This window comes from Mesorhizobium sp. M3A.F.Ca.ET.175.01.1.1 (genome assembly GCF_004791945.1).
Taxonomy (GTDB): domain Bacteria; phylum Pseudomonadota; class Alphaproteobacteria; order Rhizobiales; family Rhizobiaceae; genus Mesorhizobium.
Genome location: NZ_SRTP01000004.1, coordinates 295,142 through 309,883, shown reverse-complemented (window position 1 = coordinate 309,883; position 14,742 = coordinate 295,142). Strand labels below are relative to the sequence as shown.

Sequence of the window (14,742 nt, the reverse complement as noted above, 5' to 3'; positions counted from 1 at the left end):
ATGCGGGTTGCGATCATCGATTACGGCTCGGGCAATCTGCGCTCGGCAACAAAAGCCTTCGAGCGGGCCGCGCATGAGGGCGGCATTGCCGCAACCATAGAGCTGACCGCCGATGCCGAGCGGGTGGGCACCGCCGACCGCATCGTGCTGCCGGGCGTCGGCGCCTATGCCGACTGCGCCGCCGGCCTGCATGCCGTGGCCGGCATGTGGGAAGCGGTGGAAGAGGTGGCTCTTCGCAAAGCACGGCCGTTTCTCGGCATCTGCGTCGGCATGCAGCTGATGTCGGAACGCGGTCTTGAGAAGACGATCACCAAGGGGTTCGGCTGGATTGCCGGCGACGTCGAGGAGATCGCGCCGGCCGATCCGGCGCTGAAGATCCCGCAGATCGGCTGGAACACGATCGAGCTTGCCCGTCCGCACCCCTTGTTCTCAGGCATCGAGACCGGTCCGAAAGGGCTGCACGCCTATTTCGTGCATTCCTATCATCTTCAAGCCACGAAGCCAGACCAGGTGCTGGCGACGGCCGACTATGGCGGCCCCGTAACGGCCGCGGTTGCACGCGACAACCTCGTCGGCACCCAATTCCATCCCGAGAAGAGCCAGGCGCTCGGTCTGGCGCTGATCGCCAATTTCCTCAGATGGAGGCCCTAGGCATGAGCAAGAAGGGTTATTGGATCGCCCTGATCGACGTCCGCGATCCCGACGTCTACCAGAAATATATCGAGGCCAACGCGAAGGCCTTCGCCAAATATGGCGCGACGTTTCCAGTGCGGGCGGGCCGCTATTCGAATCCGGAAGGGCCGACCGGCAATCGTCACGTGGTGGTGGAATTCCCGTCCTACGAGACAGCGCTCGCCTGTTATGACTCGCCCGAATACCAGGAAGCCTCCAAATTCCGGCTAGCTGCGTCGACCGGCCATTTCGTCATCGTCGAGGGTGCCTGACCGTGATCCTGTTTCCCGCGATCGACCTCAAGGACGGCAAATGCGTGCGCCTGAAGCATGGCGACATGGCGACCGCCACCATCTACAACGATGATCCGGCGGCCCAGGCGAAAGCCTTCGAGGAGCAGGGCTTCGAATGGCTGCATGTCGTCGACCTCAACGGCGCCTTCAAGGGCCAGAGCGTCAATTCCGCCGCGGTCGGCGCCATCCTGAAAGCGACGAAGAACCCGGTGCAACTCGGCGGCGGCATCCGCACGCTACCGCAGATCGAAGACTGGCTGGACCGCGGGCTGGCGCGCGTCATCCTGGGCACCATCGCAGTGCGCGAGCCGGAGCTGGTGAAGCAAGCCTGCAAGGCCTTTCCCGGCAGGATCGCCGTGGGCATCGACGCCAAGGGCGGCAAGGTCGCCGTCGAAGGCTGGGCGGAAGCCTCGGAACTCGGCGTCATCGAGTTGGCGCAAAAATTCGAAGGCGCGGGCGTCGCCGCCATCATCTACACCGACATCGACCGCGACGGGGTGCTGACCGGCATCAACTGGGATTCGACCATCAGCCTCGCCGAGGCCGTATCGATCCCGGTGATCGCTTCCGGCGGGCTCGCCTCGATCGCCGACATCGTGCGCATGACCATGCCCGACGCGACCAAGCTGGAAGGCGCAATCTCCGGCCGGGCGCTTTATGACGGGCGCATCGATCCGGCCGAGGCGCTGGCGATCCTGCGCGGCGAGAGCCTGGAGGCCAGGCCGTGAAGGTTTCGATCATCCTGGCGTCCTATGACAGCGGCCACTATCACGGCGGCTGGGGCCAGGGTCCCGACGCGCTGATCTCCGGCGGATTGGCCGACGCCCTGAGGCTGGCCGGCCACGAGGTCGACGTGCACGACATCGGCAAGGTCGTCGAGGACGAACAGGAGCGCGAGATCGGCACCGGATTTGCCGTCTGCAATGCCGTCTCGGGCGAGGTTCGCATCGCGCTGGACAACGGGCGATTTCCCATCGTTCTGGCCGGAAACTGCCTGACCAGCGCGGGTGCCGTGGCCGGCGAGGGCGCAGACGCCATCATCTGGGCCGACCAGCATGGCGACCTCAACACGCCCGACACCTCCACCTCCGGCCTTCTCGACGGCATGGCGCTGGCGACCGTGCTTGGCCTCTGCTGGCGGCGGCTGGCGATGCAGATTCCGGGGTTCAAGCCGATCGATCCGGCTCGTTGCGTGCTGGTCGATGCGCGCGACCTCGACCCCGCGGAAAAAGAGCTGCTGGATAGGCAGCCGATTCTTCGCACCGAATGTCCAGGCTGGGCGGGGGTGGCCGAGACGCTGAACGCAGCCGGCGCCGAGCGGGTCCATATGCATCTCGATCTCGATGTGCATGACCCTGAGGAGTTGCAGGCCAATCACTACAGCACGCCCGGTGGTCCGGCGCCGGAACAGGTGCGTTCGGCCATTTGCGGCCTTGCAGGGCGGCTGAGCATCGCCGGCCTCACCATCTCCGCCTATGACCCGGCTTTCGACGCCAAGGGCGAGGTGCCGCCGCTGGTGGGCGGATTGCTTGTCGACCTGCTCGCGACGCTGGAGAAACGCTGATGCTGAAGGCCCGCGTCATCCCTTGCCTCGACGTCAAGAACGGCCGCGTCGTCAAGGGCGTCAACTTCGTCGACCTCATCGATGCGGGCGATCCGGTCGAGGCCGCCAAGGCCTATGACGCGGCTGGCGCCGACGAGCTTTGCTTCCTCGACATCACCGCTTCGTCGGACAATCGCGAGACGATCTTCGACGTCGTCGCCCGCACGGCGGAACAGTGCTTCATGCCGCTCACCGTCGGGGGCGGCGTGCGCCAGGTGGCCGACATCCGCAAGCTGTTGCTGGCCGGCGCCGACAAGGTGTCGATCAACACGGCCGCGGTGAAGACCCCCGATTTCGTCGCGGAAGCCGCCGACAAGTTCGGCAACCAGTGCATTGTCGTCGCCATCGACGCCAAGAAGGTGTCGGCGGCCGGCGAGGCCGACCGCTGGGAGATCTTCACCCATGGCGGCCGCGAGAAGACCGGCATCGATGCGGTGGAATTCGCGACGCGGATGGTGGAGCGCGGCGCCGGCGAGATCCTTTTGACCTCGATGGACCGCGACGGCACCAAGGCCGGCTACGACATCGCGCTGACGCGCGCCATCGCCGATGCGGTGCGAGCGCCGGTCATCGCTTCGGGCGGCGTCGGCACGCTCGATCACATGGTGGAAGGCATCCGCGACGGCCATGCCGGCGCGGTGCTGGCCGCCTCGATATTCCATTTCGGCACCTACACCATCGCCGAAGCCAAGGCGCATATGGCAAAGGCCGGCCTGCCGATGCGGCTGGACTCGGCCGCCCATCGGACTTAAACCGCTGCTATGGCTCAATTTTCGCTCGCCGAGCTGGAAACGATCATCCATCAGCGCGCCCATTCGGGCGACCCGGAATCATGGACGGCGAAGCTGTTCGCCAAGGGCATGGACAAGGCGGCGCAGAAGCTCGGCGAGGAAGCGGTCGAGGCCGTTATCGCCGCCATCCGCGGCGACCGCGCCGCCCTCGTTTCGGAAAGTGCGGATCTTCTATATCATTGGCTGGTCGTCCTTGGCATTGCGGGCGTTCCGCTGGACGACGTGATGAAGGAGCTCGAGGGACGCACCGGTCGCTCGGGCCTCGCCGAAAAGGCGTCGCGGCCCAAGGGCTGACCGAAAGAGACGGATAGAGCATGACGTTGCCCGAAAACCGCTTCTCACTTTTCGGCATCATGCTCAAAGGGACGGATAGAGCATGATGTCGCCCGAAAACCGCTTCTCACTTTTCGGCATCATGCTCTAGGAGGGCAGGAACTCGATGGACCAGCTTGCTCCTACCGAGAAATATTCCCCCTACCGATTTTTTTCCGCCGAGCAATGGTCACAATTCCGCGCCGATACGCCGCTGACACTGACCGAGGACGAGATCCACCGGCTGCGTTCGCTCAACGATCCGGTCGACCTCGAAGAGGTCAAACGCATCTATCTGTCGCTGTCGCGCCTGCTCTCGGCGCATGTCGAGGCAAGCCAGCTCCTGTTTCGCCAGCGCCAGGCCTTCTTCAACGCCGAGGATGCGACCAAGACGCCCTTCATCATCGGCATCGCCGGCTCGGTCGCCGTCGGCAAGTCGACCACGGCACGCGTGCTGAAGGAACTTCTGGCGCGCTGGCCCTCGAGCCCCAAGGTCGATCTCATCACCACCGACGGTTTCCTTTTGCCGAACGAGATCCTGCGCCGCGACAATCTGATGGAGCGCAAGGGCTTTCCTGAAAGCTACGATGTCGGCGCGCTGCTGCGCTTCCTGTCGGGCATCAAATCGGCGCAACGCAATGTGCGGGCGCCGGTCTACTCGCACCTCACCTATGACGTCATCCCCGGCGAATTCGTCACCATCGACCGGCCGGACATATTGATCTTCGAGGGCATCAACGTGCTGCAGCCGGGCAAGCTGCCGAAGGACGGCAAGATCGTGCCGTTCCTGTCCGATTTCTTCGACTTCGCGATCTATATCGATGCCGACGAGACGCTGATCCACCAGTGGTACATCCAGCGCTTCATGCGGCTGCGCGAGACGGCCTTCCGCAATCCGGAATCCTTCTTCCACCGCTATTCGCAACTGTCGCAGGACGCCGCGCGCGCCATCGCCGAAGGTCTGTGGGCCAATATCAACCTGAAGAACCTGCGCGAGAACATCCTGCCGACACGGGCGCGGGCCGACCTTATCCTGCGCAAGGGCGCCAACCACCTTGTCGAGGAAGTGGCGCTGCGGAAATTGTGACGACTGGGTTAACGGGGCTTTAGGCAATCCGGGCTTAGCTTCCGGCCGGCAACTTTAGCGGGTGTCGGGAGCAACCTGGTGAACAAGGTGAGCAATGCCGCGGGCCGCAGGACCCCGGCCTATTCCCTGGTTATTCCTATCTTCAATGAAGAAGCGGTGCTGCCGCTGCTGGTGCGCCGGATCACGGCTTTGCTCGACAGGCTGGACGCAAGCGGCGAAGCCATCTTCGTCGACGATGGCAGCCGTGACACCAGCGCCATTTTCCTGCGCGGGATGGTCGTCGAGGAGCCGCGCTTCCGTCTTATCGAGCTGTCTCGCAACTTCGGCCATCAGATCGCGATCACGGCTGGCATGGACGCCGCCGCTGGCGACGCCGTGATCGTCCTGGATGGCGACCTTCAAGATCCGCCAGAAGTGGTGCTCGATCTCATTGCCAAGTGGAAGGAAGGCTACGAGATCGTCTACGCCCGACGCGTCAAGCGCGAAGGCGAGTCCCTGTTCAAGCGAATGACCGCCAAGCTGTTCTACCGCGTGCTGGAACACATGACCTCGGTCACCATCCCGCGCGATGTAGGCGATTTCCGACTTGTCGGGCGCAAGGCGCTGGAGACCTTCAAGAGCATGCCCGAGCGCGATCGCTTCGTGCGCGGCATGTTCGGCTGGATGGGCTTCAGGCAGACCGCGGTGCCGTTCGAGCGGCCGATGCGAGCGGCCGGGGAAACCAAATATCCGTTCTGGAAAATGACGCGGCTGGCGGTGCACGGCATCATGAGCTTTTCAGACAAACCGCTGCGCCTTTCGCTGTGGGTAGGCCTCGCCATTGCCGGCGTCGCTGCCCTGCTCGGCCTCTATGCCCTGTTTTCGTGGCTTTTCGTCAGCGGTGTCGTCCATGGCTGGACGTCGACAGTGGTGATCATCTCCTTCCTGTCAGGCATCAACCTCTTCATGACCGGCATCATCGGCCTTTATGTCGGGGGCATCCACGCCGAGGTGAAGCGCAGGCCCCTCTATGTGATCGATCGCCTGAACGGCTTCGAGGAAGCGATCTCCGCGATGACCAATGCCGAAGCCTCGAAGGATCGGCCGACGGCGACGCGCGAGCAGCGCTTCGGCTGACGTTGGGACAGGCTATGGAATCCCAAAGAACGTATGCTGCGGCCGAGGCACTTGCGGAGCAGCGCGCGATGTCCGCAGTCCAGGATCGCACGGTGGCGAGTCTTTCGAACGTCACCGGCCGGGTGCGCCATTTATGGGTCATGGTTTCCTGCCTATTGGTTCTGGCGATTGCTGTGCCATGGCAAACGCGGTGGGGTACGATACCCGACACAAGCTGGATCATCACCATGTGCGAGCGCGTGCTGGCTGGGGATCGCTTGTACGTCGACCTCATAGAGACCAATCCGCCCTTTACCATATGGCTGTACCTGCCGGCGGTTTATCTCGCCAACATCCTTGGCGTGGCTCCCGAATATGTGGTCCATGGCTACTCTTACGCCATCTGCATTTTCGGCTTGGGCTTTGCCGGCTTTGTAGCCCATCGCGCCCAGTTTCCCGGGAATTCCGAACTCTCCGCCTTTCTCCCGATGTTCCTGGCCCTGCTTGTGGTGTTTCCCGGCAATAGTTTCAGCGAGCGCGAGAATTTGGGAATAGCCATGTTCTTGCCGCTGCTGGTCCTTGATGCATGGCGCGCATCGGAGGACCGGAGGTCGGAGCCCGATTGGTGGTTGGCGGCGGCGGCCGGCCTCTCCGGCAGCATCATGGTTCTGGTGAAACCTTACTACGCGCTCATGGTCGTGGCGCCGGCGCTCTACGTCGCCTGGCGCCGGGGCAGCATCAGACACTTGTTCGCCATCGAATATTGGGTCGCTGGCATTGCCTGTCTGACTTACCTGACGGCGGTATTTTGCCTTTACCCAGAATTCATCCGCGACCTCTATCCGAAGCTCGCCGACACATATTTGCGCTACAAGTGGTACGTGCCGACAATCCTTACCTATGGCGGCGCATACCTGGTCTCCCTCTGCTTTCTCATGCGCTTGCAAACCGGCCGGGCGCTGCCGCCTCTGGTGATGGTGCCGGCGGTCGCATCCGCTGCCGCCTTGGTGCCCCTGATCTACCAAGGAAAAGGCTGGCCCTATCATGCCTATCCGGCCGTCGTCCTGCTCCTGGGCTCGATCCTATGCAGCGTCGCCACACGGCCACCCGGCATGACGCGCATGTCCCTTGCGCAGAAAATCCTCTTGGGGGCTGTGATTGCATCAAATTGGCTGCCCTTCGCGACGACCCAGAAGCCTGGATCGGATTTCGTTGCGACCATACGTGCCGCCGTCGATCATCCCACGGTCGGCCTAATCGGCTCCGGCGTTCAAATCGGCCACCCGCTCACCCGAATGCTCGACGGACGATGGATATCGGCCTATTGCAGTGATTGGTTTGGCAGCTTCGCCAGCGCATTCGCGCAATCGGAACGCGCCCGGGGAGACGCAGTCGACGCAGCTCGGCATGAGGCGCTCGAACGCAGTTATCTCAATGCCAAGATCAAGAATTTCGAGACAAAGAAACCTGATCTGATCCTTATCCAGAAGGCGGACACCTTCTGGATCGCGCAAGTGATGAAGCGTGGCGATTTCGCCAACTTCATGAAGGACTATCAATTGCTTACCGAGGATCAAAGCGTAGGTGTCTATATTCGCAGCGGTTCGAGAAAACTGGGCGCGAGTGGGTGACACTCAGCGGCAGACCCGCCGCAGCGTCAGGTTGATGCGGCCGCCGTTCTTCAATAGAGCCGAGGTCGCCGGATAGATGCGGTCGACGCCGTGGAAGGCGAGGCGCCCCTCGCCGCCGAGCACGACGACATCGCCGCTTTTGAGCCTGAACGACTTCGTCGCACCGTCGCGCGTGGTCTGACCGACGCGGAAAAGGCAGTCGTCTCCCAGGGACACGGAGACCACGGGTGCGGCGAAATCCTGCTCGTCGCGGTCCTGGTGCAGGCCCATTTTGGCGTCGCTCGAATAGAAATTGACGAGGCAGGCTTCCGGCGGGTGCGGATAGGCCGACACCTCGCGCCAAAGCTGCATCAAGGCCTCGGGGATCGGTGGCCAGGGCTGGCCGGTGACCGGATGCGTCGGCTGGTAGCGATAGCCGCGCTCCTTGTCGGTCACCCAGCCCAACGCGCCGCAATTGGTCATGCGCACGCTCATTTCCTTGCCCGTGCGCGGCATGGCCGGCACGTAAAGGGGTGCAGCCTGCACCACGCGCCTGATTTCTTCGACCAGAGCTTCCTGGGCCGGGCGGGAAAGATAAGCCGGCATATGGCGAACGCCCTTGGGCAGAACGAGCATGCGAGTTGATCCGATGAATTTTGCCGGATCATGCCACCCGGCGAGAGGCACCGCGACCCGAAAGAGCTTGCCCTTCGAGGATCGAGCGGTTCAGCTGTTCACCGCTCCAGGTTTTGTTTTACGCCATTCCGGTGGGAAAACCGCTACGCACTTTTCCTGGAATGGCCTAGTCGCTGTCGACCCGGCCGCGCAGCTTCTTGACCGTCGAGCGACCGGCCTTGGTCTTGAGGCGGCGTTCGACGGCGCCTTTCGAAGGTTTGGTCTTCTTGCGCGGCGGCGGTGGCGGCTCAGCCGCTTTCATGACCAGCGCGGTCAGCCGGGCCCTGGCGTCAGCGCGGTTCTGCTCCTGGGTGCGGAAGCGGCCGGCCTCGATGACGACGACGCCGTCCTTGGTGGCGCGCTGGCCGGCGAACTTGATCGTTCGCTGCCGCACGCGCTCGGAAAGGCCCGGCGCGTTCGCCGCGTCGAAGCGCAGTTGCACCGCGGTCGCCACCTTGTTGACATTCTGGCCGCCCGGGCCGGAGGACCGGATGAAATCCTCGCGCAGATCACCGGGGCTGATGACAGCCTCGTCGGCGATGATGATCTTGTCGTCGGCGTTCATGCGCGCAGTCATGACGCGGCGGCGAGAAAAAGAAAAGGCCCGGCCGGAGCCGGGCCCGAATCGGCAACAATGCGACGGCCGCTATTCGGCCGCTTCCTGCAGGCGCGGCGCGGCGCCCATGATGGCGGCGTCGACATGCTGCTCGAACTTCTCGAAATTGACGGCGAACATGCTGACCAGCTTCGCCGCCTGCCGGTCGTAGGCGGGCTTATCGGCCCAGGTCGAGCGCGGATCGAGGATGGCACTGTCGACGCCCGGAACCGCCACCGGCACCTCGAAGCCGAAATTCGCGTCTGTCCGGAAGGCTGCGGCATTCAGCGGGCCGTCGAGCGCGGCACCGAGCAAGGCGCGCGTCACCTTGATCGGCATGCGCCGGCCGGTGCCGTAGGCGCCGCCGGTCCAGCCGGTGTTGACCAGCCAGCAAGCGACGCCGTGGCCGGCGATAAGCTGGCGCAGCAGATTGCCGTATTCGGACGGGTGGCGCGGCATGAAGGGCGCGCCGAAGCAGGTCGAGAAGGTCGCCTCCGGCTCGGTGACGCCCTTTTCGGTTCCAGCGACCTTTGCCGTATAGCCGGAAAGGAAGTGGTACATGGCCTGCGCAGGGGTCAGCCTGGCGATCGGCGGCATCACGCCGAAGGCGTCGGCGGTGAGCATGATGATGTTCTTCGGGTGGCTGGCGCGGCCGCTCCGGCTGGCGTTGGGAATGTAATCCAGCGGGTAGGCGCAACGGGTGTTCTCGGTGAGGCTGCCGTCGTTGAAATCCGGCAGGCGGCCGGCGTCGAGCACGACGTTCTCCAGCACGGTGCCGAAACGCTGCGTGGTGGCGAAGATCTCCGGCTCGGCCTCGGCCGACAGCCTGATGGTCTTGGCGTAGCAGCCGCCTTCGAAATTGAAGATGCCATGCGGACCCCAGCCATGCTCGTCGTCGCCGATCAGCGTGCGCGAAGGATCGGCCGAGAGGGTGGTCTTGCCGGTTCCGGAGAGGCCGAAGAAGACCGCGGCGTCGCCGGCGGGTCCCTCGTTGGCCGAACAATGCATCGGCATCACGCCTTTTTCCGGCAGCAGGTAGTTCAGCATGGTGAATACCGACTTCTTCATCTCGCCGGCATAGGAGGTGCCGCCGATCAGCACGATCTTGCGCGTCAGATCGACCGCGATCACGGTTTCGGTGCGGGTGCCGTGGCGCGTCGGGTCGGCGCGGAAGGACGGCAGATCGATGATCGTCATTTCCGGCACGAAGCGCTCGAGTTCGGCCGGTTGCGGACGGATCAGAAGGTTGCGAATGAATAGCGAATGCCAGGCGAATTCGGTGACGACCCGAACCGGCAGCCTGAGATCGGCGTCGGCGCCGCCGACAAGGTCCTGGACATAGAGGTCCTTGGTTGCGGCATGGGCGCGGAAGTCGGAGAGCAGCGCCTCGAACTGAGCAGGCGAGATCGCCTTGTTGTTGTCCCACCAGACATGCGGCTCGGTCCTGTCGTCGCGCACGACGAATTTGTCCTTGGGCGAGCGGCCGGTATGCTGCCCCGTTTCCGCGACCAGCGCGCCATGCGCGGTCAATCTGGCCTCGCCGCGGCGGATCGATTCCTCATAGAGAAGTGCTGGTCCGAAATTGTAGCGCACCATGCCCGTGGTCGTCAGGCCGATCGCATCAATCGCGCAGTCGGGGTTGCGTTTTCCGGCTTCCAACATCAACTGTTCCTCTCTGGATTGGCCGCGCCAGCTTGGCGAATGTCTCAAGGCCGGCCAGGGTGCCTAGATGGTGAGAACCAGAAAAGCCGAATGATATCAAATCATTAATCGATTTAAAAAATTTGAAAGTTGTTTAAATCGTTTAAATGTGCAAAAAGTCACAGAGGTTGCCCAAAGGATTGGCAGGCTTCGATCGTCCAATCCCGAGTCGGGTGCGATCGTGTGTAGCGGCAGGCTGTCCGTGACTTCGGACGGCGCCTATGCCACATTTTGTACCCAATTTGTCCTGCAAAAGCCCCTTCTCGACGACAGAAGGGACAGCCCATGAGGGAGCCGCTTGAAATGGCAACAATCGCGCTTGTCGATGACGACCGCAACATTCTGACTTCGGTGTCGATCGCGCTCGAGTCCGAGGGCTATCGGGTCGAGACCTACACGGATGGTGCGTCGGCACTGGAAGGCCTGGCGGCGCGTCCGCCGAACCTTGCCATCCTCGACATCAAGATGCCGCGCATGGACGGCATGGAACTGCTGCGGCGCATGCGGCAGAAATCCGACCTGCCGGTGATCTTCCTGACCTCGAAGGACGATGAGATCGACGAGCTGTTCGGCCTCAAGATGGGCGCCGACGATTTCATCCGCAAACCCTTCTCGCAGCGCCTGCTGGTCGAGCGGGTGCGCGCGGTGCTGCGCCGCACCAGCGCCCGCGAGGCGGCGGCCAAGGCGCCAAGCCAGCAGGCGCGCTCGCTCGAGCGCGGCCAACTCGTGATGGACCAAGAGCGGCACACCTGCACCTGGAAGGGCGAGCCGGTGACGCTGACGGTGACCGAGTTCCTGATCCTGCATTCGCTGGCGCAACGGCCAGGTGTGGTAAAAAGCCGTGATGCGCTGATGGACTCAGCCTATGATGAGCAGGTGTATGTCGATGATCGCACCATCGACAGCCACATCAAGCGGCTGCGCAAGAAGTTCAAGGCGGTCGATGACGACTTCGAGATGATCGAAACCCTTTACGGAGTGGGATACCGGTTCCGCGAAGCTTGAATGGTGAATGGTGAATGGTGAATGGTGCGAGCGGCACCTATGATCCGGCTCTCTTGAGCGCCCATTGTTCCATTCACCATTCACCATTCACCCTTAACCAGGACAGGGACTGCTATTCGATGGCAGTGGAGACAGAGCGAGTCAGGCGGATGGGCGCGGGGAAGCGCCCATCGCGGATTCTGCCCGCCTTCGTGTCGAAGGTCACGGTGCCGATGCGCCGCTTCCTCGGCCACCACATCTTCTCCAGCCTGACGCGGCGCATTCTGTTCCTCAACCTGGCCGGCCTCGCCGTGCTGGTGACGGGCATCCTCTATCTCAACACCTTTCGAGACGGGCTGATCGACGCGCGGGTGGAAAGCCTGATGACGCAAGGCGAGATCATCGCCGGCGCCATCGCCGCCTCGGCGACGGTCGAGACGGATTCGATCAGCATCGATCCGGAAAAGCTGCTCGAGCTGCAGGCCGGCGAAAGCCTGGGGCCCGGCTCCGACCAGCTCGACAATCTCGATTTCCCGATCAATCCGGAGCGCGTCGCCCCGGTGCTGCGGCGACTGATCTCGCCGACCCGGACGCGCGCCCGCATCTATGACCGGGACGCCAACCTTCTGCTCGATTCGCGCCACCTCTATTCGCGCGGCCAGATCCTGCGCTACGACCTGCCGCCCGTCGACGACGAGGAACCGGGGGTTTTGGAACGTGTCGAAAAATTCGTGTTCGACTTCTTCCGCAACAAGGATCTGCCGATCTATCACGAGCAACCCGGCGGCAACGGCGCGGCGTTCCCGGAAGTGGTCAAGGCGCTGACCGGCAGCCCTTCCACCATCGTGCGGGTGAGCGAGCAGGGCGAGCAGATCGTCTCGGTCGCGGTGCCGATCCAGCGCTTCCGCGCCGTGCTCGGCGTGCTGATGCTGTCGACCGAAGGCGGCGACATCGACAAGATCGTCGCTGCGGAGCGCAAGGCGATCCTGCGCGTCTTCGGCGTCGCCGCCCTGGTCACCGCGATCCTGTCGATGCTGCTCGCCTCGACCATCGCCAACCCTCTGCGGCGGCTGTCCGCCGCTGCGGTGCGCGTGCGGCGCGGCATCAAGAGCCGCGAGGAGATACCCGACTTTTCCGACCGGCAGGACGAGATCGGCAATCTGTCGATCGCGGTGCGCGACATGACCAACGCGCTCTATGCCCGCATCGAGGCGATCGAGAGCTTCGCCGCCGATGTGTCGCACGAACTGAAGAACCCGCTGACGTCGCTGCGCAGCGCTGTGGAAACGCTGCCTTTGGCGAAGAACGAAAATTCGCGCGGGCGGCTGATGGAGATCATCCAGCACGACGTGAAGCGGCTCGACCGGCTGATCACCGACATTTCCGACGCTTCGCGTCTCGACGCCGAGCTGGCGCGCGAAGATGCCGGCACGGTCGACCTGAAGAAGTTCGTCACCGATCTGATCGCCGTCTCGCGCGAGACGACCCGCCACAAGAAGGCGGTCGAGATCGAGCTCAAGATCGGCAAGCTGCCGCAAGGGGTCAAGGGCTATTTCGTGGTCGGCCACGACCTCAGGATCGGCCAGGTCATCACCAACCTGATCGAAAACGCGCGTTCCTTCGTGCCCGAAGAGCATGGCCACATCACGGTGTCGCTGGCGCGCGCCGGCAAGTTCAACATCATCACCGTCGACGACAACGGTCCTGGCATCCGGGCCGAGAACATCGACCGCATCTTCGAGCGCTTCTATACCGACCGGCCGGCCGGCGAGGCGTTCGGGCAGAATTCCGGCCTCGGCCTGTCGATCAGCCGCCAGATCGTCGAGGCGCATGGCGGCACGCTGACAGCCGAGAACATCCCAGGCACCAAGCCCGGCGAGATCAAGGGCGCGCGCTTCGTCGTGACAATGCCCGCCGAAGGCTGACCTCGGGCGAGCTATGGCAGATCCAGCCGCGAAGCCACTCAACATCCATGGGACGGCGATCCTGATCGGCGAGCGCGGCGTGCTGATCGTCGGGCCGTCCGGCTCGGGCAAGACGACATTGGCCCTGGCGCTGATCGACCATTGCCGCGCGCGAGCGCAGTTCGCCCGGCTGGTCGGCGACGACCAGTTGTTTGCAAGCTGTCACGGCGGCCGGCTAGTCTGCCGTACCCCCGCCACCATCGCCGGCCTGGTCGAGGTGCCCGGCATCGGACCGCAGCCAGTGCCCTTCGAGCCGGCCGCTGTAATCGACCTCGCCGTGCGCTTGGTGGAACGGAGCGAGACGGCGCGTCTGCAGGACGAAGCGACCGAGGAGTTCGCCGGTTGTGCGGTTCCGATTGTCGATGTTGTCCGACAAAACGCCACATCCGCGCTGCCGGTTGTGATGGCGCGGCTCTCGGCCCGGCTTTTTTCATGACCCGGCGCGGATTTTTTTGTTGCAATGCGTCAAAATGGCTCGGGCCGGCGCAATTTTGGGCTTGTCAACCGGCCGCGCGTCGACAAGATAGCGCTCCCGCCGCCTGGAATGGCCGGCGAACATAAGATACGCCTGTGAAAACGGCGATGACGGGAGCCTTCAACGAATGATCGGACTCGTGCTCGTGACGCACGGTCAACTCGCCAACGAGTTCCGGCATGCCGTAGAACATGTGGTGGGACCACAGGACAATTTCGAAACCGTTGCGATCGGCGCCGACGACGACATGGAGAAGCGCCGCGCTGACATCGTCGACGCAGTCGCGCGCGTCGATACCGGAGCCGGCGTCATCGTGCTCACCGACATGTTCGGCGGCACGCCCTCCAACCTCGCCATCTCCGTGATGGAATCCGGCCGCACCGAGGTGATCGCCGGCATGAACCTGCCGATGCTGATCAAGCTGTCGTCGGTTCGCAAGGGCGACAACATGGCCGCCGCGCTCGACGAGGCGCAGGCAGCGGGCCGCAAATACATCAACGTCGCCAGCCAGCTTCTGAGCAGCAAATGAACACCCAGGCGCCGGAGAAGGACGAGGTGGTGCGGGAGTTTCCGATCGTCAACCAGCGCGGCCTGCATGCCCGCGCCTCGGCCAAGTTCGTCCAGGTCGCAAGCGGCTTCGATGCCACCATCCATGTCGAAAAGGATGGCGTGAAGGTGGGCGGGACCTCGATCATGGGCCTGATGATGCTGGCGGCAAGCCCCGGCTATTCGATCCGTGTCACCGCCACCGGACGGGAAGCCGGACCTGCCATGGACGCGCTGGAACAGCTGGTCGCTTCGCGCTTCGGCGAGGAAATCTGACGGCAGTCTTTGGTTCGACGCATGTAGTGACCCCAAAACCGCTGAACACTTTTGGGCGACATG

At 63.5% G+C, this 14,742-nt stretch carries 17 protein-coding genes; 14 read left to right on the top strand and 3 right to left on the bottom strand.

Features of this window, described 5'->3' with window-relative positions; genetic code table 11:
• From hisH to EN818_RS12940, 9 genes are all read left to right on the top strand, one after another.
• Positions 1 to 651: an imidazole glycerol phosphate synthase subunit HisH gene (hisH, locus tag EN818_RS12980; RefSeq protein ID WP_095805127.1), complete on the top strand. Its 651-nt coding sequence runs from the start codon at positions 1 to 3 to the stop codon at positions 649 to 651.
• A 2-nt stretch (positions 652 to 653) separates the two neighbouring features.
• Positions 654 to 944 (top strand): DUF1330 domain-containing protein, encoded by a 291-nt coding sequence (locus EN818_RS12975; protein WP_095805128.1) that lies wholly within the window; start codon positions 654 to 656, stop codon positions 942 to 944.
• 2 nt (positions 945 to 946) lie between these two features.
• Positions 947 to 1,693, top strand: coding sequence for a 1-(5-phosphoribosyl)-5-[(5-phosphoribosylamino)methylideneamino]imidazole-4-carboxamide isomerase (gene hisA, locus EN818_RS12970; protein WP_095805129.1), 747 nt, complete (start codon positions 947 to 949; stop codon positions 1,691 to 1,693).
• Complete coding sequence (locus EN818_RS12965) at positions 1,690 to 2,529, top strand: arginase family protein (RefSeq protein WP_095805130.1); 840 nt, start codon at positions 1,690 to 1,692, stop codon at positions 2,527 to 2,529. The genes hisA and EN818_RS12965 overlap by 4 nt, the downstream gene beginning before the upstream one ends.
• Positions 2,526 to 3,320: an imidazole glycerol phosphate synthase subunit HisF gene (hisF, locus tag EN818_RS12960; RefSeq protein WP_165350086.1), complete on the top strand. Its 795-nt coding sequence runs from the start codon at positions 2,526 to 2,528 to the stop codon at positions 3,318 to 3,320. Before EN818_RS12965 ends, hisF begins: the two co-directional genes overlap by 4 nt.
• A 9-nt stretch (positions 3,321 to 3,329) precedes the next feature.
• Positions 3,330 to 3,653: a phosphoribosyl-ATP diphosphatase gene (locus EN818_RS12955; protein ID WP_095805132.1), complete on the top strand. Its 324-nt coding sequence runs from the start codon at positions 3,330 to 3,332 to the stop codon at positions 3,651 to 3,653.
• A gap of 145 nt (positions 3,654 to 3,798) precedes the next feature.
• Entirely contained in the window at positions 3,799 to 4,758 is a 960-nt protein-coding gene (gene coaA, locus EN818_RS12950; RefSeq protein WP_095805133.1) for a type I pantothenate kinase, read from the top strand.
• A gap of 78 nt (positions 4,759 to 4,836) precedes the next feature.
• A complete protein-coding gene (locus EN818_RS12945) occupies positions 4,837 to 5,874 on the top strand; it encodes a glycosyltransferase family 2 protein (RefSeq protein WP_095805134.1) in 1,038 nt (345 codons plus the stop codon).
• 68 nt (positions 5,875 to 5,942) lie between these two features.
• Positions 5,943 to 7,484, top strand: a complete 1,542-nt coding sequence (locus tag EN818_RS12940; RefSeq protein ID WP_129553555.1) for a hypothetical protein — start codon at positions 5,943 to 5,945, stop codon at positions 7,482 to 7,484.
• 3 nt (positions 7,485 to 7,487) lie between these two features.
• Here EN818_RS12940 and EN818_RS12935 read toward each other — a convergent pair whose 3' ends face one another.
• From EN818_RS12935 to EN818_RS12925, 3 genes are all read right to left on the bottom strand, one after another.
• On the bottom strand, positions 7,488 to 8,099 hold the full coding sequence (locus tag EN818_RS12935) for an alpha-ketoglutarate-dependent dioxygenase AlkB (protein WP_095805136.1): 612 nt from the start codon (positions 8,097 to 8,099) through the stop codon (positions 7,488 to 7,490).
• A gap of 166 nt (positions 8,100 to 8,265) precedes the next feature.
• Positions 8,266 to 8,703, bottom strand: coding sequence for an alternative ribosome rescue aminoacyl-tRNA hydrolase ArfB (gene arfB, locus EN818_RS12930; RefSeq protein WP_095805439.1), 438 nt, complete (start codon positions 8,701 to 8,703; stop codon positions 8,266 to 8,268).
• 81 nt (positions 8,704 to 8,784) lie between these two features.
• Complete coding sequence (locus EN818_RS12925; RefSeq protein ID WP_135904569.1) at positions 8,785 to 10,395, bottom strand: phosphoenolpyruvate carboxykinase; 1,611 nt, start codon at positions 10,393 to 10,395, stop codon at positions 8,785 to 8,787.
• 342 nt (positions 10,396 to 10,737) lie between these two features.
• Between EN818_RS12925 and EN818_RS12920 the strand changes: the two genes are divergently transcribed.
• From EN818_RS12920 to EN818_RS12895, 5 genes are all read left to right on the top strand, one after another.
• Complete coding sequence (locus EN818_RS12920; protein ID WP_006201274.1) at positions 10,738 to 11,439, top strand: response regulator transcription factor; 702 nt, start codon at positions 10,738 to 10,740, stop codon at positions 11,437 to 11,439.
• Between the two features lie 119 nt (positions 11,440 to 11,558).
• Entirely contained in the window at positions 11,559 to 13,343 is a 1,785-nt protein-coding gene (locus EN818_RS12915) for a sensor histidine kinase (protein ID WP_095805137.1), read from the top strand.
• A 13-nt stretch (positions 13,344 to 13,356) separates the two neighbouring features.
• Positions 13,357 to 13,818 (top strand): serine kinase, encoded by a 462-nt coding sequence (locus tag EN818_RS12910; RefSeq protein ID WP_095805138.1) that lies wholly within the window; start codon positions 13,357 to 13,359, stop codon positions 13,816 to 13,818.
• A 166-nt stretch (positions 13,819 to 13,984) separates the two neighbouring features.
• Entirely contained in the window at positions 13,985 to 14,386 is a 402-nt protein-coding gene (locus EN818_RS12900; RefSeq protein WP_095805139.1) for a PTS sugar transporter subunit IIA, read from the top strand.
• Entirely contained in the window at positions 14,383 to 14,679 is a 297-nt protein-coding gene (locus tag EN818_RS12895) for an HPr family phosphocarrier protein (RefSeq protein WP_095805140.1), read from the top strand. Before EN818_RS12900 ends, EN818_RS12895 begins: the two co-directional genes overlap by 4 nt.
• Positions 14,680 to 14,742: the final 63 nt, after the last annotated feature.